Origin of the sequence: Sphingorhabdus contaminans, from assembly GCF_007280415.1 — a bacterium.
In the GTDB taxonomy this organism is placed as follows: domain Bacteria; phylum Pseudomonadota; class Alphaproteobacteria; order Sphingomonadales; family Sphingomonadaceae; genus Sphingorhabdus_B; species Sphingorhabdus_B contaminans.
On the sequence record NZ_VKKU01000001.1, the window covers coordinates 1,047,326 to 1,068,759 of the forward strand.

Genomic DNA, 21,434 nt, shown 5'->3' on the forward strand with positions numbered 1-21,434 from the left:
CTGATGTCCGGCCCCCACCGGTGGTTAGGCGTAGTGCCCGCTAGAGTAGATTGCGTCCCTGCCCCAAGCAGCCGCCGCAATCAAGTGCGCAGTGACCTCTATCCACCACCAAATAAGCCAAAGGAAGCAAGGTCGTTGAACGTCACCATAATCATAAAGCCCACCAACATTGCAAATCCGGCTCGAAACGCCCATTCCTGCACTTGCGGTGTAGCCGGTCGCCTGCGAACGGCTTCAATCGCGTAGAGCAGCAAATGGCCGCCATCGAGCATGGGAATTGGCAGGAGGTTGATGAACCCCAAGTTAATCGAGATAAGTGCTGCAAGGCTTATAAACGTCAAAATCCCCATGCTCATCGCTTCTCCCGAAACCTTGGCGATTTTAAGCGGTCCTCCGAGCTCTGACAAAGGGCGACGACCCGACAGAATCTGCCCGAGCCCGATCATTTGCTGGCGCAAAATGTTACCCGTTTGGACGACCGCAGCCCAAGGCGCCTCCAGTAAGCCGACCTCGCGCACCTCAACTTCGGTCGCCCCGATTCCGATCCTGCCAATTCGATATTTGTTACCGAAACGGTCGACTTCTTCGACCACAGCAACTTCGGTTTCCTTCACCAGTTTCTGACCGTTACGTTCAATCTCCAAAACAGCTCGCTGTCCGGGAATCATCACAATTTCGTTTGCCATTTCATCGAAGGTTTCGATTTCTCGGCCGTTGAAAGACAAGATTCGGTCACCCTTTTCGATTCCAGCAACTGCAGCAGGACCGTCAGGTTGTAGAATATCGACAATGGGAGGTGTCACCGATTTGCCGAACGCCAATAGAAATGCCATGGCAATCAAGATCGCCAACAAAAAATTGACAGCCGGGCCTGCAAAAACGATGAGTGCCCGTTGCCATAATGTCTTGGACTGGAAAGTTTGGTTCCGTTCGTGGTCCGGCAAGGACTTCCAGCTTTCATCAGCTTGACTGGCTGGGTTCATATCGCCAGCGAATTGTACATAACCGCCCAAAGGAAGTGCACCAATGCGCCATAGGGTCCCACGCTTATCGATCCGTCCGTAAATCTGCGGACCAAAGCCTATCGAAAACTTCTCTGCTTTCACGCCGAACCAGCGGCCTACGAAATAATGGCCAAGTTCATGCACCACAACCAGCGTTCCGATCAGAATCAGAAAAGCAAGCAGCGTCAGCAATATGTTGGGAGATTCAACTTCCATGGGCGACCTTTTCTAGTTGCTCCAGCGCATAGCGCCTAGCTTCTGCATCAATGCTGAACAAATCATCAAGAGACGTTGGTGATGTCGGCACATAACCAGTCATGGTTTGCTCGACCAATGCTGCAATATCGAGAAATGCAATGCGCTCTTTCAGGAAAGCTGCGACGGCTACCTCATTGGCTGCATTGAGGATAGCGGGTTTAGCTCCACCTTCGCTAATCGCAGCCCGCGCGAGGCGCAGTGCAGGAAAACGGACAATATCGGGCGCTTCAAAAGTTAGTTGACCGATGGTTGCCAAATCAAGTGGCTGGCAATTTGTAGATATGCGTTCGGGCCATGCTAGCGCACTTGCAATCGGGATGCGCATGTCCGGTGATCCAAGTTGCGCCAATGTTGAGCAATCCTGATACTCTACCATTGAATGGATAACCGATTGCGGATGCACCAAAACATCTAAACGACCAAGGCCTACAGGAAACAGATGAAAAGCCTCTATCAACTCCAGGCCCTTGTTCATCATTGTAGCCGAATCGACGCTGATTTTTGCACCCATGTCCCAGTTGGGATGCGCAACAGCCTGCGCTGGAGTGACGTGGCGCATGGCATCATAGGAAAGACTTCGGAAAGGGCCGCCGCTGGCCGTTAAGGTAATCTTTCGCACCTGTTCCAACCTGCCACCCGAGAGGCATTGGAAAATTGCATTATGCTCGCTGTCTACGGGTAACAACGTGGCTCCGGACCTTTCGACCGCCGCCATCATCAGATCGCCAGCAGAAACGAGAGCTTCCTTATTGGCAAGTGCAACGGTTCGTCCCTGTTCAATCGCCGCCATCGTCGGGGGTAGTCCGGCGCAACCCACGATTGAAGCCATTGTCCAGTCCACATCACGGCGCGCCGCAGCCACCAAAGCATCTGCCCCTGCCGCGGCTTCTGTCTTGGTTCCGGCAAGCGCTGCTTTCAGCGCGGGATATGCATCTTCCTCCGCAACAACGGCTACCTCAGCTTCAAATTCCTGGGCCAGCGCCGCAAGCTTTGTCGCGTTGCCATTCGCCGTCAGTGCGACAACGCGAAACGAATCCCGGTGCTGACGTACGAGGTCAAGTGTGGAAAGCCCGACTGAACCAGTTGCACCAAAAATGGATATCGAACGTGTCATGGTTGCCCTGTCATCTGCAATGTGACCACAAGCAATGCAGTGACGCACAGAACGGCAACAAGGCCATCCGCACGGTCGAACAATCCGCCATGACCGGGGATAAGATTGCCCGAGTCCTTGACGCCTGCCCGACGTTTCATCCAGCTTTCAAAAAAGTCCCCGGCCTGGGCTACAATCGCAAGGCCGGCGCCGGTCACCGGCTGCCAAAGGGCGAAGCCCTCGGTACAATACCCCAATATACTGATAAACAGTGCAGAAGCCGTCATTCCGCCTAGGAGACCGGACCAGGTCTTGGATGGGCTAATCGCCGGCGCAATTTTCGGTCCACCGAACGTGCGGCCCGCAAAATATGCGCCGGTATCGGTCGAAATCACAAGCCCTATAATTCCTAGAAGGATATAGATTTCCGCGAACTCTCGAAGAAAAACGATGAACGCGGTGGCGAACCCCACATAGGCCAATCCACCCAGTATCCACAGCATACGGGCGACCGGATTTGGTGTTAATCCTAGAGCCAATTTTGACCATTCGTATAATAATCCGACGGTAATCAAAGCGATAAAGATCGCGAAAATCGGTCCGCCGATCCAGATTGCGCTGGCGGCAACCAGCATCATAATGACGCCCGAAAGGGTGCGGATCCCGAGGTCGGAACGAGGCTTGGAAATCGGCGTTTCTAATTCCGTCATCGTCCGCCAAAACGCCTTTCGCGGCCGGCAAATTCGTTAAGTGCTTGCGCCAGTTCGGCCTTTGTGAAGTCGGGCCACAGCGTATCGGTAAACCAAAATTCAGCATATGCTGCTTGCCATAGCATGAAGTTTGACAAACGTTGTTCGCCCGATGTGCGTATCAAAAGATCCAGCGGAGGCATATCGGCGGTGTCAAGATTGGCTTCAATCGTTTCGGCCGTAATTGTTCCTTGCGCCGCCGCTGCTTGGGCTGCACGCACGAGTTCGTCTTGTGATCCGTAGTTTAACGCAACAGCCAATGTTGTCCGGCTATTTTTCGAAGTACGTTCTAATGCGTCGTCAAGCATATCGACGATATCGGGTGCAAGAGCGCGGTAGTTTCCTATGATTTTTAGGCGAACATCATTGGCCGTAAATTCATCAATGTCGGACTTGATGAAGCTGCGCATCAGCCCCATCAGGTCGCTGATTTCATCTTCTGGCCGTTTCCAATTCTCGCTGGAAAAGGCATAGAGGCTTAAAGCCTCTAACCCTAACTCACCCGCCGCACGGACGATGCTGCGTACGGTTTCCACACCTTTTTTATGCCCCATGGCGCGCGGCAGCATACGCTTTTTGGCCCATCTGCCATTTCCATCCATGATGATCGCGACATGACGCGGCATTCGGCCGGTACCTGCCTCTACGCGTGCTGGTGCGGCAGCGACAGCGGCGCTCATTATCCGAACTCAGGCCCAAAAAGGACGGAAGTTAAAGCCAAAATCACTGACTCATGATTTCCTTTTCCTTATGCGACGCAGCGTCGTCGACCGCTTTGATCATTTCATCAGTCATTTTTTGCACTTCGGTTTCGAGGCGCTTGCGCTCATCCTCGCTAATTTCCTTTTTGTTTTCATCGGTCTTCAGGCTGTCATTGGCATCGCGGCGAACATTGCGGATCGCGATCTTTGCCTTTTCCGCATATTGCCCCGCCAACTTCGCCAGTTCACGGCGACGTTCCTCGGTCAGGTCGGGAATGGGAAGACGCAACGTCTGCCCATCGGTGATCGGATTAAGCCCCAAACCTGCCGAACGGATAGCTTTTTCGACCGGTGTAATATTCGAACGGTCCCAGACCTGCACTGTCAACATACGTGGTTCTGGCGCGCTGACCGTTGCCACCTGGTTCAATGGCATGTTGGAACCGTAGACCTCAACCACCACGGGATCGAGTAGCGTCACATTGGCGCGTCCAGTACGCAATCCACTCAGGTCGCTTTTCAAGGATTCGACAGCGCCTTTCATGCGACGTTCGACATCGGCTTTGTCATATTGCGGCATGATTTAGTTTCCTTTGCTTTCTACCACAGTGAAAGTGCCGCTTCCGTCAAGCACCTTCAGAATGTTGCCCTGTTCGCGTATGGAGAACACGACAATGGGGATGTCATTGTCGCGACACAAGGCGACCGCGCTGGCGTCCATAACTTTCAGATTATCCGACAACACCCGGTCATAAGATAATGTTTCATAACGTGTCGCGGTTGCAACCTTTTTGGGATCGGCATCGTAAACGCCATCGACCGATGTTCCCTTGAACAAAGCGTCGCATTTCATCTCCGCAGCACGCAATGCGGCTCCGCTATCTGTGGTGAAATAAGGCGCTCCAACACCCGCCGCAAAGATAACCACCCGACCCTTTTCCAGATGGCGTTCTGCCCTGCGGCGGATAACAGGCTCACAGACCTTGTCCATCTCGATAGCTGATTGCACACGGGTCGGCACGCCCAGCTGCTCCAACGCATTCTGCATGGCAAGTGCGTTCATGACCGTTGCGAGCATACCCATATAGTCAGCTTGTGCACGGTCCATGCCCTTAGCAGCACCGGCCATACCGCGAAAGATATTGCCCCCGCCAATCACCAGGCACAGCTGCAGGCCGGTATCTTTTGCTGCCTTCACCTCTTCGGCAACGCGAGCGACCGTATCCGGATCGATACCGAAGGACTGGTCGCCCATCAAAACTTCGCCCGACAATTTCAGCAGGATACGGCGATAGCCGGTTGCGCCCATATGATCCTCAATCCCCGATACGATAATGGCGTACAGCTATAGGAGCCGCACGCCACATCGCCAAGTGTATAAACCACTCAAATGCAAAAGGAGGGCAGCCCCAAAAGGGATAGCCCCTTGCCTCGCTTAAGCTCCAACTGCGGCTGCAACTTCAGCAGCGAAATCAGAAACTTCCTTTTCAATGCCTTCACCAAGCTGGAAGCGGACATAGTCCTTCAGCACGATCGGCTTGCCGGCTTCCTTGCCAGCGGCTGCAACTACGTCTGCAATTGCTGTCTTGCCGTCCATAACAAACAATTGGCTAAGCAGTGCGTTTTCCTTTGCAAACTTCTTAACCGCGCCTTCTACCATCTTCTCGACGATATCGGCAGGCTTGCCGCTTTCCGAAGCCTTTTCACGGGCAATCCCGCGCTCACGCTCCAGCGTGTCCGCATCAAGGCCACTCTCGTCCAGCGCTAGCGGGAATGCCGCAGCGATGTGCATCGCGAGCTGCTTGCCAAGGCCATCAAGGGTCGCAGCGTCCGCTTCGCTTTCAAGTGCCACAAGAACGCCGATACCGCCCATGCCGGGAGCCGCTGCGTTGTGAACATATGAGACAACACGTCCGTGATTAACCGACAGCGATTTAACGCGGCGGATGACCTGATTTTCGCCGATTGTGGCGATATTGTTGGTCAGTTTTTCCCCCACGCTTTCACCATTGCCATAAGGCGCGGCGAGGACGGCGTCGGCGTCGTTGGCGCCAAGGCCAAGGGCCACATTGGTGACGGTGGATACGAAATCCTGGAACTGTTCGTTCTTGGCGACGAAGTCGGTCTGGCTGTTGACTTCAACAGCCGTACCCTTCGTACCGTCGACGGCAACGCCAACCAGGCCTTCAGCCGCGGTACGGCTCGATTTCTTGGCCGCGGTGGCAAGACCCTTGGCACGCAGCAGGTCGACAGCAGCTTCCATATTGCCGCCGGTTTCTTCCAGTGCCTTCTTGGCGTCCATCATGCCGGCGCCGGAAAGCTCGCGCAGTTCCTTGACGGCAGCAGCAGTAATTGCAGACATGGTTTTGTCCTTTCAAATTGGTGTAGCGGGGCACGAAGCCCCGGCTTTTAACCCGTCATCCCCGATGTTCAGGATTCCCGCATGTGCGGGAATGACAAATTCGTGTTACGCTTCGGTTGCAGGCGCTTCTTCAGCAGCTGCTTCCGCAACAGGTGCCTCTTCGACCAGCGCAGGTTCTGCGTCCGGCTCGACTTCGGCGCCCAGATCAACGCCCTTTGCAACTTTCGCGCTGACATTGCCCTTGCTCGATGCGGCAGCAACAGCTTCGCAGTAAAGACGGATAGCACGAGCCGCGTCATCATTGGCAGGAACCGGGAACGCGATACCGTCAGGCGAAACGTTCGAATCCAATATTGCGATTACGGGAATACCCAGAACATTTGCTTCCTTGATAGCAAGCTCTTCCTTGTTCGCGTCGATCACAAACATAACGTCGGGAATGCCACCCATGTCACGGATACCGCCGAGGCTCAGCTCAAGCTTGTCGCGCTCACGGGTCATCTGAAGGATTTCCTTCTTGGTGAAGCCGTGCGTATCGCCCGAAAGCTGCTCTTCAAGAGTCTTCAGCTTTTTGATCGAGTTCGAAATGGTCTTCCAGTTGGTGAGCATGCCGCCCAGCCAGCGATGGTTGACGAAATGCTGACCCGAAGCACGTGCGGCGTCGGCGATCGGACCCTGCGCCTGGCGCTTGGTGCCGACGAACAGAACCTTGCCACCTGCGGCGACAGTCTGCGCAACGAAATCGAGTGCGCGCGCAAACAAGGGCACGGACTGCGACAGGTCAAGAATGTGAATGCCGTTGCGCGCGCCGAAGATATACGGCTTCATACGCGGGTTCCAACGGTGTGTCTGGTGGCCGAAATGGGCTCCAGCTTCAAGCAATTGCTGCATGGTAACGACAGGTGCCGCCATGGTACTTCTCCTTCCGGTTGAGCCTCTGGGGAACGAGAACATCACAACACCCTGAAAGGGTGCGATCCGCACCGGTATGGTTGTTCCCCATGTGGAATGAGCGCGCCGTTAGAGTGCAACGCCGGATTCGTCAAGCACTAAAGCCGATTAATAGGAGGTTCACCGTGCGCAGTTACCTGCTGGTGCCCAATCTTAAGGAGAATCGCGATGGCCGTCTTGAAATATATCATTCTGGCCAGCGCGCTGATTGGTTCGACCAATGTTATTGCCGAGGACGAGGTTGTCCCCACCGCATCCGAGATGCCGGAAAGAATATCCTTCCTTGTCGCATTCGGGGATGAAAAGTGCCGCGAACCCGAGGGTGACGAAATCGTGGTCTGCGCGACCGTCCCGGAGAATGAACGGTATCGCATACCTCTGGCCTTACGGAAGAAGGAACGTGTGGTGACCGATCGTTCCTGGTCATCGGCTGTCCAGACACTGGATTCTTTTGCTGCCGACCTTCGCCCCAATAGCTGTTCGGTAAACGGAACAGGCGGTTTTACCGGCTGCACGCAAAAAATGTTGCAACAATGGTTTGCCGAGCGACGGTCCAAACAGCGCGCAAATTGAACTTTTTCCGTCAAAGCTAGTTATCCACAGGCAATCCACAGATCATTCCTGCTGATTGCCTGCCCTTAAAAGCGCTTGACAAAAGAGAACATATAGAGAACATATAGGACAAGTCGTTCATAAAACAGCAAGCTAACCCCCTTTATAGACGACATGGGGGACAGAAAGGACCAGTGCCATGACCCTCATTGCTTCCCTCCTCTTCGCTATCGCCCTTATTGCATCGGTAGCTGTAATTGCCCTCACCTTCTCGAACGCAATGCCGCGTATCATTGAAGTGATCGATATGGAATTTTCGCCAGCCGTCGTGGTCGAACGCCGCATCACTTTCGGTGAAGTGAAAGGCCGCAAACCACAAACTGCCGAGGTTATTGCGTTTCCGATCAAAGCCGCAATTCAGCCGGACTTTCGTATCGCTGCCTGATCGGCATTACTGCCCTTGTTAAAAAGAAAGCGCCCGCGGGCGCTTTTTTTATCCGGAAGGGATCCGCCATAAAGAAAAGGGCGGAAGCTTGCGCCCCGCCCTCTTCTCCAAAAACTGGAAGTGAAATTTAGTTCACTGCGTCCTTGAGAGCCTTACCAGCCTTGAACTTGGGCTGGGTCGATGCCTTGATGGTCATCGGCTCACCCGTACGCGGGTTACGGCCGGTCGATGCCTTGCGCTTTGCAACGCCAAAGGTACCGAAACCGACGAGGCGGACTTCTCCACCCTTCTTCAGAGCACCGGTGATGGCGTCGAAGGTTGCTTCAACAGCTTTACCTGCATCAGCCTTGGTCAAGCCGCTTGCGTCGGCTACTGCATTAACGAGATCTTGTTTGTTCATACTGGGAACCCCCCTCTCAAAAAGAATATGTGATGACTCGCTTATTATTTAATTGAGTCGCGGCGTGGGCCGGTGGCGGGATAATGATGAGAATGTGCGCGCTGTCAAAGGAAATATCGGCATAAATCCGTCATTTTCTGTGAAAAACACGACGTTCTGACATCAGTTGCACTTCTCCGCCCCGGCGAACGCCCTCAATGCGTTACCGATGCTCCACTTTCGCCACCAATTGACGGGGGCAAAGCCGCCGCCAATTCGTCTGCTTCGGTCCATTCGACGGCAATCAAGGGCGATACAAGTGCTCGTGCAAGCACCTGATCGACATGGCTTACGGGAATGATTTCCAGACCTTCTTTTATGTTGGCCGGAATATCGGCCAGATCCTTTTCATTCTCCTGCGGGATCAGGACGGTTTTGATCCCTCCCCGCAAGGCCGCAAGCAGCTTTTCTTTCAATCCGCCAATCGGCAGCACGCGTCCGCGCAACGTTACTTCGCCGGTCATGGCGACGTCGCGATGAACGGCAATGCCGGTCAACGTGGATACGATACAGGTCACCATACCGATACCGGCAGAAGGTCCGTCTTTGGGCACAGCACCTTCGGGAAGATGGATGTGCACGTCCTTGCGGCTAAACACGCTCGGCTTGATGCCATAGCTTGGCGCACGCGCTTTGACGTACGACAGGGCAGCCTGAATGGACTCGCTCATGACTTCACCGAGTTTACCGGTCGTCTTGATCTGGCCTTTACCGGGAACGGTAACAGCTTCAATCGTCAGCAGTTCGCCGCCAACCTCGGTCCATGCCAAACCGGTCACGGCACCAATCTGGTTTTCTTCCTCGCCAATACCGTGACGATATTTGCGGACGCCCGAAAAATCAGCCAGATTTTCAGGCGTGATTTCGATCTTTTCGGCCTTGCCCTCTAATATGCGCCGCAATGCCTTACGCGCCAGCTTCGCAATTTCCCGTTCCAGCGTACGCACGCCGGCTTCGCGGGTATAATAGCGGATCAGGTCGCGCAGTGCATCGTCGGTAACCGAGAATTCTTCGGCCTTCAGCCCGTGCGCCTCGACCTGCTTGTCGAGCAGATGGCGCTTGGCAATTTCCAGCTTCTCGTCCTCGGTATAGCCTTCGAGACGGATAATCTCCATGCGGTCGAGCAGAGCCTGAGGCAGGTTCATGCTGTTCGCGGTAGTCACGAACATGACATCCGACAAATCCAGGTCGATTTCCAGATAATGGTCGTTGAACTTGTTGTTCTGCTCGGGATCCAGCACCTCCAGAAGGGCCGAAGCCGGGTCACCACGGAAATCCTGCCCCAGTTTGTCAATTTCATCGAGCAGGAACAAGGGGTTCATGGTGCCTGCCTTTTTCAGATTGGCAGCAACCTTACCGGGCATCGAACCGATATAGGTACGACGGTGACCGCGAATTTCCGCTTCATCGCGTACCCCACCAAGAGACTGGCGAATAAATTCACGTCCCGTGGCTTTGGCAATCGACTTGCCAAGCGAGGTCTTGCCGACGCCGGGAGGGCCGACGAGACAAAGAATAGGTCCCTTCAACTTATTCGTGCGCGCCTGAACGGCCAGATATTCCACGATCCGGTCTTTGACCTTTTCCAAAGCGAAGTGATCGGCATCCAGCACTTCCTGTGCTTTCGCAATGTCGCGCTTCAACTTGGACTTTTTGCCCCAGGGAATACCGAGAAGCGTGTCCAGATAGTTGCGGACGACCGTTGCTTCGGCCGACATCGGCGCCATGCCGCGCAGCTTTTTAAGTTCGGCGTTGGCTTTAGCCTTGGCCTCTTTCGAAAGCTTGAGCGTATCGATCTTGGTCTGAAGCTCGGCAATTTCGTCACCGCCTTCACCTTCATCATTGCCAAGTTCGCGCTGGATCGCCTTCATCTGTTCATTCAGATAATATTCGCGCTGGGTCTTCTCCATCTGGCGCTTCACGCGGCCGCGGATCTTCTTTTCGACCTGCAACACACCCAGTTCGCCTTCCATGAAGGCAAATGCCATCTCCAGACGGCGCAGCGGGTTGGCCTCAACAAGCAGGGATTGCTTGTCCGACACTTTCAACTGGATATTCGCAGCCACCGCATCGGCAAGCGCCGACGGCGTTTCAATTTCGCTGAGCTGCACTGCCGTTTCGGCCGGCATCTTCTTGTTCAGCTTTGAATATTGCTCGAACTGCTCGGTTACCGATCGCATCAGTGCGGTGGCTTCCGGTCCTTCGGCAACCTGTTCTTCAATCAGGCGTACGCCGGCTTCGACATAGTCGCTGCCACGTTCCACCACTTCGCGCAGTTGGGCGCGGCTTTTGCCTTCGACAAGAACGCGCACCGTTCCATCGGGCAGTTTCAGAAGCTGCATGATAGATGCGGTGACGCCGATGTCATACAGGTCGTCTTTACCGGGATCATCCTCGGCAGGGTCGAGCTGGGCGACCAGAAAGATTTCCTTATTGGCGGCCATCGCCTTTTCCAGCGCGACGACCGATTTATCACGACCAACAAAGAGCGGCACGATCATGCCAGGGAAAACGACGATATCGCGCAAAGGCAATAGCGGGAGATTCAGTTCCATATTAACTCCAATGAGCTGTCCCGAATGCGGCAACAAGCTGTGTTGAGGTGCAATATGTGCGCTTTTCCTGTGCTTTCAATGAATTTACGTTGAATGCAGCCGATTTGTTGGGGAAAAGCCCGGTTTTACGCAGTATTTGCCTATACTCCGCTTCTGCCGTCCACGAAAACGCGCGCACGGCAGAAGGAGCAATCATCCATTTCAGGATCAGAACGGTAATTTGAACCCTGCTGGCAAAGGCAGTCCGCTCGACATCTTGCCCATCTCGGCATTGCTGGCGGCGTCGGCCTTGTCGCGGGCGTCGTTAAACGCGGCGGTGATCAGGTCTTCTAACATGGTCTTGTCGGCAGGGACGATCAGACTGTCGTCGATGGCCACACCCAATATGCGGCCCTTGGCCGTTGCACGCACCTTGACGAGGCCACCCCCCGAAACGCCTTCCACTTCGATCGTGTCGAGAGTTGCCTGCGCCTGTTCCATCTGTTTCTGGATATTCTGCGCTGCTTCTTGCGCAGCCTTAATCATTTCTTCCATGCTCTTCATGCACGTTTACTCCATTGTGATTCACTCTCGTCGCTGTCGAGCAGTTCAGCTTCGGGGAAAGCCGCGAATGCGGCCTTTACCAGGGGGGATTCCAATATGGCGCGTCGGCCTGCTTCCGCCGCCGCCCTTTCCTGTTCCAACAGGCTGGGCTGGGCGTCTCCGTCTCTTTCTTCCAAATCCCAACGGGTTCCCGTGACCTTGGCTAAAGCGTCCCGCAGTTCCGGAACAAAAGATGGCGGCACCGGTCCGGCCAACTGATATGCGAGCAACGGTGGAGCATATTCGACCAATCGCATCACATCGCGCAATGTCATTTCCAGACTGACAAAACCGTCCCGTGCCAGTCGTTCCAGGAGCGCTGGAAAATCTGCCGGCATCAGCGATGTGACAGTCGGCGATGCCGGAATATCAAGCGCGGTGGGGGCCGAGGCGGGTGGCGCCGAAACAAAACTGCCCTGGGCGAGCATTTTGGCCAGTTCGCCGGGATCAGGCAGCGTTGCCGCGTGAATGACACGAAGCAGGGCCATATCGGCGGCATCCAGCGGCACAGCCGCGCGCGCGACCTCCTCCTGCCCCTTCAGAAGCAACTGCCACAAACGGTGCAGAACAGGGAATGAAAGACGATCCGCCTGATCCTCCGCCAGTGCGGACGCGTCGGCGTCGAGTGCGCCGTCACGCGGGGCGCCGACCTTGATCAGGGTCAACCGGTGTACTTCGGACAAAAGTCCTGCAAACATCGCCAACGGTTCAACGCCCAGATTATACTGGTTTTTGGCCTCCGCCAGCATCGCCTGTGCGTCGCCTGCCAGAATGAGGGCGAAAAGCCGGCGGATTGCACCCCGATCCGAAAGTCCCAGCATATCGCGCACCTGCGCCGCTGTTACCTTGCCATGGCCATCCATATCGGCATGGGCAATTGCCTGGTCGAGGATCGACAGTCCGTCGCGCACCGAACCTTCGGCAGCTTGCGCGACCAGCGTGAGGGCATCCGGCTCGGCCTCGACCGCTTCCTTGCGCGTAATCTCCGCAAAATGGCTGGCGAGGAGTTCGGTTGGAATCCGTTTGAGGTCAAAACGCTGGCAACGCGACAAGACGGTGATGGGAACCTTGTTCACTTCGGTTGTAGCGAACAGGAATTTCACATGTCCCGGCGGCTCTTCCAATGTTTTCAAAAGCGCGTTGAACGCGTTTTTCGACAGCATGTGGACTTCGTCGATGATGTAGATCTTGTAACGCGCCGACACCGCCGAATAGCGGACCGCCTCGATGATTTCGCGGACATCGTCGACGCCGGTATGGCTGGCCGCATCCATTTCGATAACGTCGATATGACGCCCTTCGGCAATGGACAGGCACGGTTCGCACTGACCACAGGGGTCTATGGTCGGCCCGCCCTGCCCGTCAGTGCCGACGCAGTTCAGTGCCTTGGCAATCAGGCGCGCGGTCGACGTTTTGCCGACCCCGCGGACACCCGTCATCAGAAATGCGTGCGCCAGACGGTCGCGCTTGATCGCATTCCCCAGGGTTTGCACCATCGCATCCTGGCCGATCAGCTCGGCAAATGTCTGCGGACGGTATTTGCGCGCCAGGACCCGATAGGCCGCGCCGCCCGATGCTGCGGGCTTTGCAGGCGCTTGCACATCCAGTCCCAGCCCCAATGCATCATCGGGCATATCCGGATCGCGCGCGGCGAGGTCAGGGGTGGTGGAATCAGGCATCGACATAGTGTTAGGCCGCTCTTCGCGGATTGTCGAAATGTTCTCAAGCGATTTGGAAAAATAGGAGCCGAATGACCCGCAGCGAATTCGTTGTGGCTGCTTCCGTCAGGATCTGACCAGGTTGGCGAGTGCCACGTCCATCCGACTCCCGCCGCGCATATGGCGACACACTGGCCAAAATGCAAGCGCAGCCAGTGCAGAAGATGGTAAACCGGCACTTTACCTTATGCCAAAACCCGTTGTTCACCCTGATCACCTATCGCAGGTCGTTCAGAATGGGAGATTCGGATATGACCATCTCGCACATAACGGGTCAAAACTACATGCGTTACGAAGACGCCGCACAGGAAGATCGCAGCGCACCGCGCGTCAAGTTGCACATTCCGGCGCAGATGCGGCCTTCCGGCTCGCCGTCTTTTTCGGTCATTGTGAAAGATCTGTCGCTGTCGGGCGTGGCTTGTGAGGCCTTAACCGGCATGTCCGCCGGCACGCGCGTGTGGCTCACCCTCCCCGGCCTGTCCGCCCTTCAGGCCAAGATCGTCTGGAACGATGGCACGATGGTGGGTTGCGAGTTTGACACCTTGCTGAACCTCGCCGTCATGGAAAACATCCTCGCCCGCTTCCCCGTGCAGGCCTGATCGTTACCGACAGGATTGCGCAGCAGCGTCAGGCGTTGCGGAGGTACCAGTCATAGTCAATCGACGGGACCTGCCCGAAATAGCGGTCCTGTTCGACGCGTTTGACGATGGTGTACATCTCGACAAATCGTTCGCCCAGATAATCGCGCATCAGGCTGGAGCCATGGAACCGGTCGACCGACGCGAACCAGTTGCTCGGCGGTTTGTCGTCACCTGAGCTGTCCCTGTCATAGCCGTTGCCGACCACGGCAGGGCCGGGGTCGATCTGGTTCGTGATGCCATGATGGATACCGGCCAACACCCCTGCAACCGCAAGATACGGGTTCGCATCCGCACCACAGGCGCGATGTTCGACATGGCGGCTGGAGGGAGGACCTGCCGGAATGCGGAAGGAAACGGTGCGGTTATTGACGCCCCATGTCGGCGCGACCGGCGCGTAGCTGTTCGCCTTAAAGCGGCGGTAGCTGTTGGCGTGCGGCGCAAACAGGGCAAAGCAATCGCCAACGGTGCCAATCATTCCGCCAATGGCGTGGCGCAGCATCGGCGTCCCTTCGGGATCATCGGCAGCGAACAGGTTTTTGCCATCGGCATCGTTCATCGAGACATGAATATGCATGCCGCTTCCGGCCTGTTCGGCAAAAGGCTTCGCCATGAAGGTTGCCTCCAGACCATGCGCCTGCGCGACGGCCTTGACCACGCGCTTGTACATGATGGCATCATCGCACGCGCGCAGCACGTCGGGCTTGTAGCGCAGCGTCAGTTCGCACTGGCCGGGCGCAAATTCCGAAATGGCTGACTCCAGCGGCAGTCCCTGAATATCGCAGGCTTCGTACAATTCGTCAAAAAAGGGTCGAAAATCGTCAAGTTCGCGCAAGCCATAGACTTCGACCATTTGCGGCGTACTGCCGCTATAGTCGGGCCGCGCCGGTCGAACCGAACCGTCACGCGCACGCTTTGGGTCGAGCAGGTAGAATTCCAGCTCCACCGCCAGTGCCGGGGTCAGGCCCATTTCGGCAAAACGGTCGACAACCAGGCCCAGCACATGACGCGGGTCAAGGTCGTGCGGCTGGCCGTCAAGTTCGTAAAAATCGACCATGAACTGCGCCGCATTGTCCCCTGCCCACGGCGTCCGCACCAAGGTGCCAGGGATAGGCTTCATCGAACGGTCGGCGTCACCATCTTCCCAGACCAGTCCGGTTTCGACAGTATCCTGTCCCGTAATGTCGACGACGGCGATCGAGCCCGGGAAGAAACGACCGATTTCATAAACCGAAAGCACCTCATGCTGCCGCAACCGCTTGCCGCGCGGGACGCCGCCCATATCGGTGTAGATCATTTCGATCGAATCAATGTCCGGATTTGCCGCAAAAAAGGCCTCTGCTTCGCTGCGCGGTGCGATCTTTGCCGATGAAATGGCGCGTTTTGTCATGCTTTTATCTCCAAAAGCTCGCCTACACAGGAATCGAGCGCGTGCAAGAGGCGATCCACCTGCTCCGGCCGGGTGACCGGACTGAGCAGCATCATATTGTGGAACGGTGCGAGTAAAATGCCGCGGTTGGTCAGATAGAGATGGATCGCTGATTCCAGTTCATGGTCCATCGCCGCCCGGGCTTCGCTGCCGTTACGCGGGGGCTCGGATACGCAGACAAATTCGACCCGTGCGCCCACATGGCTGACATGCCAGGGCAAGCCACGAACATCAATTATCTGACGCAGTCCCGACACCAACCTGTCCGCCATGGCGAGCATATGGTCATAAGCCGGCCGCGTAATGACCTGCCCAAGCATCGCATGCATGGCCGTGATTGCCAGTGCATTGGCCGAAAGCGTGGCGCCGATACCGCTATGTCCGGAAGGTCGCGACTTGTTCAACGCCTCCATGCGGGCGGACACCTGCGCGGTAAATCCATAAACCGCGCATGGGACACCTCCACCAATCGATTTTCCGATCACCATGATGTCCGGCATCGGGCCGTGGCTGTTGCTGTGCCCACCATAGCCTGACGAGATTGTATGGGTTTCATCAAAAACCAGCAACGTGCCGGTGTCGCTGCACAGACGGCGCAACGTTTCAAGATAGCCGGGTGCATCGCGGACCATGCCGATATTGGTCATGACCGGTTCGGCGAGCACGCAGGCAATGTCACCTGTACGAAGGGCGCTTTCCAACGCGTCAAAGTCATTAAATTCTACGGCGACGGTCGTCGGCAGCAAATCCTGCACCTGACCGATCAGGCTCGGCCGATTGACGGCGACCCCGTCGCGCAGATCGACAAATACATCGTCGACCGCACCATGATAGCATCCATTAAAAATCAGAATCTTCTGACGTCCGGTCAATCCGCGACACCACCGAATGACCGCGCGATTGGCTTCACTCGCGGTTGTCGTCACCTGCCAATGCGGCAGGCCGAACATTCCGGCCAACATGTTGCTCAACTCGGCACCTTTGACCGTTGGAAGCATGTAGCTGAGCCCCTGCCCGGCCTGTTGAGCAAGAGCCGCGCTGAGCGCAGGCGGGGAATGTCCGAACATGCTTGCCGTGTCGCCAAGGCAGAAGTCGTCAAATTGCTGGCCATCGATACTGGTCAGATGAGCGCCTTCTGCGGATGCAGCTACAATTGGAAAGGGACTTGGCCAATCCAGCATCCAATGAAAGGGAACCTGCTGGAACCAACCGCTCGAATTTTCAAAGACGCTTTTCGACTTTGGATTATTTGCGACAAAACGAGCACTTTCCCGCGTCCGCAGTGCCGAAATGGCTGAAGGCTCAATCATAGCCGGTCTCGCAAGGCGTAATAGAGAAGACCCAAAGTGGCGAGCGGCCGTGCGAAAAATTTGCCGCCCGGAAATGGCCGATGTGGCAAACGGGCAAAGACATCGAAACGCCCCATTGTTCCTGCAACCGCCTCCGCCAACAATTCGCCTGCCAGCGTTGTAACCAAGGCACCATGCCCGGAAAAGCCATGGGCGAAAAATATATTCCCCTCCCGTCCTATATGCGGGAGGCGGTTCATCGTGACGCCGACGGCGCCGCCCCACGCATAGTCGATAGCTGTGTCGGCCAGAGACGGGAACACATCCGCGATATGTTTGCGGACAAACGCAGATATGTCGGCGGGCGGCGTCTGGACATATTTTTCACCGCCGCCGAAAATCAGGCGCTTGTCGGCAGAAAGACGGTAATAGTTAAGCACAAATCGACTATCCGCGACCGCGGCATCACTGGGCAGAAAGGCCTCCCAATTCGCAAGAGGCTGGGTCGCAATATTATAGTTCATGATCGGAATGGTGTAGCGGCCCAGTCGCTCGTCGATTTCATGCAGCCAGCTATCGGTTGCGACGATCACTGCCCCGGCATCGACATCCCCGGGTCGTACAAAGCTATTCTCGAAAATGGAAACGCCTGCCTGCTGTGCGGCAGAGGCCAGACCCAAGGCATAGTTTAGAGGATGGAAATGCCCGCCTTGGGAATCATAAATACCACCATAATAACCACCGCCACGGATATGCTTTTCGAGGTCCTTTGGCTGCACAGTCTCGCTTTTCCAGCCAAAATGTTTTTCCAGATATTCGGTATCCCGTCGCATCGCGTCAAAATGTGCAGGCTTATAGGCTGCCTCCAAATGGCCGCTTTTCAAATCACATTGGATGCCGTGCCGGTCGATCCGTTGTTTCACGCGATCCACAGCGCCATAGGCAAGGTCGAATATCGCTTGCGACCGTTCACGTCCAAATTCTTCATCCAGTTCGCGCATTGACCAGCGCAGTCCGGGGATCAATTGCCCGCCATTGCGTCCCGATGCCCCGTAACCGATGCTCCTGGCCTCCAGCAGTGCAACCTTCAGTCCTTTTTCGGCGCAGGCAAGCGCCGCGGACAAACCGGTAAACCCGCCGCCGATCACGGCGACATCATATTTTTCGCCGCCGGTAAAAACGGGCTGCGGCACCCACGCATTGGCACTGGCCTGATAATAGCTGTTGTTGAGAGGATCGTTCATGTGAAGAATGCCGGACTAGTCCGCGCTCTCCATCGGCGGCCCCAGATCGATCACATACAGCTTCCGAACAGGTGTCAGATTTTCCCAAATGCCTTCAAAGCCGGGTTCTATGACGAGATTTCCGTCTGGGCCCGCTTCGGCAATTGTGCCGTCGTCGCCGGTCAAGCGCACATGACCTTCGACAATTCGGCAATATTCCCATTCGGAATAGGAGACGCGCCAGGCCCCCTCCCCACAGCTCCATTCGCCGAAATATTTCCTGCCATCGGCCGATTCATAGGCGTTGCGCGTTTCACCACGTGGCGCACCGCGTACAACCCGATCGGGGGAAGGCGCGAAATCTTCGGCTGGAGCAGCGTCAACATGGATACTGCGCGCGGTCACGATTTATACCCGCAACAACAAATGCTCGCGTTCCCAGCTGCTCACGACCGATTGGTAATTGAACAGCTCGTAATCCTTGACCGCATAGTAAATCTCGAAAAACTCTTCGCCGAGAAGATTTCGAACAGGGCGGCAAGCCGAGAATCGGTCAAGTGCGGCTTCCAGGGTGCGAGGAAGCGTGCGTGCCCGGTTATAGGCGCTACCGATAATCGCCTTTGCTGGCACCATCCTCTCCACCATGCCGATATAGCCGCAGACCAAGGAGGCGGCGATGGCGAGATACGGGTTGGAATCGGCACCCGGCAGCCTGTTCTCGACGCGGCGATTTGCCTTGTCCGAAATAGGAACGCGAAAGCCGCAACTGCGATTGTCTTCACCCCATTGCACATTGATCGGCGCCGCACTGTCGGGGCGCATGCGGCGAAAACTGTTCACATTGGGCGCCCAGAGCGGCGAGATTTGCGGCATGAATTTGACCAGCCCCGCAATATAACTGCGGAACATCGCGCTATCCTTACCATTGGCGTTCGAGAACAGGTTTCTTCCCGTTTCGGCATCGACAACGGACTGGTGGATATGCATGGCACTGCCCGGCTGGCCTGCCATCGGATTTGCCATGAAAGTGGCATAAACCCCATGTTGCTTGGCAACGGCGCGTACGACCCTTTTGAAAAGAAATACCTGATCCGCCAATTTGAGAGGGTCACCGTGGATGAAGTTGACCTCCAACTGCGCCGCACCCATTTCGTGGATCATCGTATCGATATCGAGCCCCATCAACTCGCAATTATCGTAAATATGGTCGATGATATCCTCATATTCATTCATCGCCTCCAGCCCGTAAGGCTGGCTCGCCGTTTCCGCCCGGCCACTTGATCCGGTAGGAGGAACCAGAGGGAAGTCGGGGTCCGTATTTTGCGATACAAGGTAAAATTCGACTTCGGGCGCAATGATCGGTTTCCAGCCCTTGTCGGCATATAGGCCAAGGACTTTCTTCAGGATCGTGCGGGGCGCCAGTTCAACTTCGGTGCCATCGCCATGAAAGGCATCGGCAATCACAAAGGCGGTGGGCGATTTGAACCCGGGTGCGACACAAATGGTGTCGGGATCCGCGATCAGTATCTTGTCTGGATCCTTATCCCAGATGTCCTCGATATCCTCGGGATAATGACCATCGATGGTGCAAATGAATACGCTTCCCGGTATCCGCAACGACTTGTCACGGACGGAGGAAAGGAATTTTTTGGCGGGCAAGACCTTGCCGCGCTGCACACCATTAATGTCGGGAACGATACATTCGACTTCGTCGATTTTGTGCTCTGCGATCCAATTCGCGAGATTGACAGACATTGTTTTCACCAGCTTTCTGTTCGCTGGATAAGGACATGCCGGACTTGAAAGGTCAAGCCCGGCATGCAGATTTCGACCCGGGAAGCCCCGGAAAGTTAATTAAAAGAAGTAAGCGAGCGAGAAAACCACGCCTGCCGAACTGTCTTTGAACGCGAAGGTCGACTGACGGTCGGTGTCCACATAAGATGCGCCCAGCGTGAAACCGGCGACATTTGCGGTCAGGCCCAGCGACCAGTCCAGCTTCGAGCTGCCACCGGTGAAGGCACCATCTTCAAGACCGACCGAACCGACGATCGAAATGGGCGAATCTGGCAGTGCGATTGTCGCATTTGTGGCAACATAGATGTTGTCGGTATTGCCGGTATTGTCCTGGCTGGGAACATAGCTCAACTGGCCACCGATGGTTGCGGGCCCAACGGTCGTGCCGAGCTTGCCGGTGAACTCCACATAGTTGAAGCTCGAAACACCGGGATAGACATAATATGTAGCGCCAATGTCATAGGTGACGGTGTCGCCGCCTGAGAAACCGGCATAAAGATCGACTTCGATATCATCGCCAGCGTTTTCCGCCAGATTGGAACCCCATACACCTACGTAGAAGCCCGATTCATGCTTGACGGTCAGGGTTGGCTGGATCGCAAAATCCTTGTCCGAAAGCGAAACGCCGCGGAAACGGTAGTCCGAAACGCCGGTGATGCCACCGGTGATGGTGATGGGACCGGATTCTGCTTCTTCTTCCTGCGCAAATGCAGGTGCGGAAACAGCAAGTGCGCTCATCGCGACACTCATCGCAGCCAGTTTCAAAATCGAGTTACGCATAAAATTACCCCTTCTTTAGGTGCGCTATTAAGTTAACCGGAGACAAGGCGTACACCACAGCCCACGGCACATGCCGTCCTCTTCCCGCTCAATCTAATGCGCGCGCCGTGGTTAATTATTGTTTACCAGCGCCTTTATTGTGCAGGTGCACACAAACATCAATGGAACATGCAATCAAGCAATTTTATGTCAGCGCCGTTGTCCTTTTTGACAAATGTGACAATTACATCACAGTTTCGTGAAGGTAGTTTGCACCCTGGCGCCAGTCGAAAATGTCTATCCCAGCAGCCTTGGCGGCACCGTACGATTGACCACTTCGCGCAGGGCGAACGCTGTTTCTATACGTGCCACACGCGGCAAACGGGCGATTTCCTGACGGTGGATAATCTCGTAATCCTCAATCGACGTGGCCCGGACCACCAGAAGATAATCGTTCCGGCCGCTCATCAGATGACAGCGTATGATCGACGGGCTTTCCACCACTGCTGCTTCGAATGTCCCCATGGCCTCTTCGCTCTGGCTGTCCAGCGTTATGGTGACCATGACCGTCGCGCCCATGCCCAGTTTGCGCAGGTTAACATCCGCCCGGTAACCGCGCACGATGCCGGCATCCTCCAGGCCCTTTTGCCGCCGCGCGGCGGCGCTTGGCGACAGGCCTGCGGCCTCGCCTAACTCCTGCTGCGTTGCCCTTCCGTTGGAGACGAGTACGCGGAGTAATTTGCGGTCTGCACGATCCAGTTGCATATTTTCTTCACCTATATCGATTTTTACGCGCATTTTATGTGCGATTTAAGCAATCTTGTCGAATCTTTGCAGATTAACTGCGGTCGGACAATGCTATTTCTTCGTTCCAGAGACTCATTACAGGAGAA

Annotated in this window: 22 protein-coding genes and 1 other RNA gene; 3 read left to right on the top strand and 20 right to left on the bottom strand. The window is 55.7% G+C overall.

All coding sequences use genetic code 11. From position 1 onward, the window contains the following. Window positions 1-98 precede the first annotated feature (98 nt). From rseP to rpsB, 8 genes are all read right to left on the bottom strand, one after another. Window positions 99-1,220, bottom strand: a complete 1,122-nt coding sequence (gene rseP / locus FOM92_RS05120) for an RIP metalloprotease RseP (RefSeq protein WP_143775706.1) — start codon at window positions 1,218-1,220, stop codon at window positions 99-101. After that, complete coding sequence (locus tag FOM92_RS05125; RefSeq protein WP_143775707.1) at window positions 1,210-2,376, bottom strand: 1-deoxy-D-xylulose-5-phosphate reductoisomerase; 1,167 nt, start codon at window positions 2,374-2,376, stop codon at window positions 1,210-1,212. The genes rseP and FOM92_RS05125 overlap by 11 nt, the downstream gene beginning before the upstream one ends. Continuing rightward, window positions 2,373-3,065: a phosphatidate cytidylyltransferase gene (locus FOM92_RS05130; protein ID WP_143775708.1), complete on the bottom strand. Its 693-nt coding sequence runs from the start codon at window positions 3,063-3,065 to the stop codon at window positions 2,373-2,375. The genes FOM92_RS05125 and FOM92_RS05130 overlap by 4 nt, the downstream gene beginning before the upstream one ends. Further along, the gene (gene uppS, locus FOM92_RS05135) at window positions 3,062-3,784 is read right to left on the bottom strand and encodes a polyprenyl diphosphate synthase (RefSeq protein ID WP_143775709.1); all 723 of its coding nucleotides are present in this window, start codon (window positions 3,782-3,784) and stop codon (window positions 3,062-3,064) included. The genes FOM92_RS05130 and uppS overlap by 4 nt, the downstream gene beginning before the upstream one ends. 43 nt (window positions 3,785-3,827) lie before the next feature. Then, complete coding sequence (gene frr / locus FOM92_RS05140) at window positions 3,828-4,385, bottom strand: ribosome recycling factor (RefSeq protein WP_143775710.1); 558 nt, start codon at window positions 4,383-4,385, stop codon at window positions 3,828-3,830. A gap of 3 nt (window positions 4,386-4,388) precedes the next feature. Next, entirely contained in the window at window positions 4,389-5,114 is a 726-nt protein-coding gene (gene pyrH, locus FOM92_RS05145) for a UMP kinase (RefSeq protein ID WP_143775711.1), read from the bottom strand. A 126-nt stretch (window positions 5,115-5,240) separates the two neighbouring features. Continuing rightward, window positions 5,241-6,167 carry a translation elongation factor Ts gene (gene tsf, locus FOM92_RS05150; RefSeq protein ID WP_143775712.1) on the bottom strand — a complete coding sequence of 309 codons (927 nt, stop codon included), beginning with the start codon at window positions 6,165-6,167 and terminating at the stop codon, window positions 5,241-5,243. A 105-nt stretch (window positions 6,168-6,272) separates the two neighbouring features. Further along, on the bottom strand, window positions 6,273-7,079 hold the full coding sequence (gene rpsB, locus FOM92_RS05155) for a 30S ribosomal protein S2 (RefSeq protein WP_143775713.1): 807 nt from the start codon (window positions 7,077-7,079) through the stop codon (window positions 6,273-6,275). Between the two features lie 207 nt (window positions 7,080-7,286). Between rpsB and FOM92_RS05160 the strand changes: the two genes are divergently transcribed. After that, on the top strand, window positions 7,287-7,691 hold the full coding sequence (locus tag FOM92_RS05160; protein WP_143775714.1) for a hypothetical protein: 405 nt from the start codon (window positions 7,287-7,289) through the stop codon (window positions 7,689-7,691). A gap of 178 nt (window positions 7,692-7,869) precedes the next feature. Further along, the gene (locus FOM92_RS05165; protein ID WP_143775715.1) at window positions 7,870-8,115 is read left to right on the top strand and encodes a hypothetical protein; all 246 of its coding nucleotides are present in this window, start codon (window positions 7,870-7,872) and stop codon (window positions 8,113-8,115) included. Between the two features lie 127 nt (window positions 8,116-8,242). Here the strand turns inward: FOM92_RS05165 and FOM92_RS05170 are convergent, their stop codons facing one another. The 5 genes from FOM92_RS05170 to ffs form a co-directional block, all read right to left on the bottom strand. After that, the gene (locus tag FOM92_RS05170; RefSeq protein ID WP_143775716.1) at window positions 8,243-8,515 is read right to left on the bottom strand and encodes an HU family DNA-binding protein; all 273 of its coding nucleotides are present in this window, start codon (window positions 8,513-8,515) and stop codon (window positions 8,243-8,245) included. 194 nt (window positions 8,516-8,709) lie between these two features. Then, window positions 8,710-11,109, bottom strand: a complete 2,400-nt coding sequence (gene lon / locus FOM92_RS05175) for an endopeptidase La (protein ID WP_143775717.1) — start codon at window positions 11,107-11,109, stop codon at window positions 8,710-8,712. Window positions 11,110-11,316: 207 nt separating this feature from the next. Continuing rightward, a complete protein-coding gene (locus FOM92_RS05180; RefSeq protein ID WP_143775718.1) occupies window positions 11,317-11,652 on the bottom strand; it encodes a YbaB/EbfC family nucleoid-associated protein in 336 nt (111 codons plus the stop codon). Further along, window positions 11,649-13,370 (bottom strand): DNA polymerase III subunit gamma/tau, encoded by a 1,722-nt coding sequence (locus FOM92_RS05185; protein WP_143776325.1) that lies wholly within the window; start codon window positions 13,368-13,370, stop codon window positions 11,649-11,651. Before FOM92_RS05185 ends, FOM92_RS05180 begins: the two co-directional genes overlap by 4 nt. Window positions 13,371-13,427: 57 nt before the next feature. After that, window positions 13,428-13,522: signal recognition particle sRNA small type (ffs, locus tag FOM92_RS05190), an RNA gene on the bottom strand. A gap of 138 nt (window positions 13,523-13,660) precedes the next feature. On the opposite strand from ffs, the gene FOM92_RS05195 reads away from it, so the two are divergent. Beyond that, window positions 13,661-14,008 carry a PilZ domain-containing protein gene (locus tag FOM92_RS05195; protein ID WP_143775719.1) on the top strand — a complete coding sequence of 116 codons (348 nt, stop codon included), beginning with the start codon at window positions 13,661-13,663 and terminating at the stop codon, window positions 14,006-14,008. 28 nt (window positions 14,009-14,036) lie between these two features. Here the strand turns inward: FOM92_RS05195 and FOM92_RS05200 are convergent, their stop codons facing one another. From FOM92_RS05200 to FOM92_RS05230, 7 genes are all read right to left on the bottom strand, one after another. Next, window positions 14,037-15,437 (bottom strand): glutamine synthetase family protein, encoded by a 1,401-nt coding sequence (locus tag FOM92_RS05200; RefSeq protein ID WP_143775720.1) that lies wholly within the window; start codon window positions 15,435-15,437, stop codon window positions 14,037-14,039. Continuing rightward, the gene (locus FOM92_RS05205; protein WP_143775721.1) at window positions 15,434-16,786 is read right to left on the bottom strand and encodes an aspartate aminotransferase family protein; all 1,353 of its coding nucleotides are present in this window, start codon (window positions 16,784-16,786) and stop codon (window positions 15,434-15,436) included. The genes FOM92_RS05200 and FOM92_RS05205 overlap by 4 nt, the downstream gene beginning before the upstream one ends. Further along, the gene (locus FOM92_RS05210) at window positions 16,783-18,009 is read right to left on the bottom strand and encodes an NAD(P)/FAD-dependent oxidoreductase (protein WP_143775722.1); all 1,227 of its coding nucleotides are present in this window, start codon (window positions 18,007-18,009) and stop codon (window positions 16,783-16,785) included. The genes FOM92_RS05205 and FOM92_RS05210 overlap by 4 nt, the downstream gene beginning before the upstream one ends. A 15-nt stretch (window positions 18,010-18,024) precedes the next feature. Then, window positions 18,025-18,393 (bottom strand): cupin domain-containing protein, encoded by a 369-nt coding sequence (locus tag FOM92_RS05215; protein WP_170226791.1) that lies wholly within the window; start codon window positions 18,391-18,393, stop codon window positions 18,025-18,027. A 3-nt stretch (window positions 18,394-18,396) separates the two neighbouring features. Further along, window positions 18,397-19,743, bottom strand: a complete 1,347-nt coding sequence (locus FOM92_RS05220) for a glutamine synthetase family protein (protein WP_143775724.1) — start codon at window positions 19,741-19,743, stop codon at window positions 18,397-18,399. 99 nt (window positions 19,744-19,842) lie between these two features. Next, window positions 19,843-20,562, bottom strand: coding sequence for a TorF family putative porin (locus FOM92_RS05225; RefSeq protein ID WP_143775725.1), 720 nt, complete (start codon window positions 20,560-20,562; stop codon window positions 19,843-19,845). A 276-nt stretch (window positions 20,563-20,838) separates the two neighbouring features. Then, window positions 20,839-21,339: an Lrp/AsnC family transcriptional regulator gene (locus FOM92_RS05230; RefSeq protein WP_211347351.1), complete on the bottom strand. Its 501-nt coding sequence runs from the start codon at window positions 21,337-21,339 to the stop codon at window positions 20,839-20,841. Window positions 21,340-21,434: the final 95 nt, after the last annotated feature.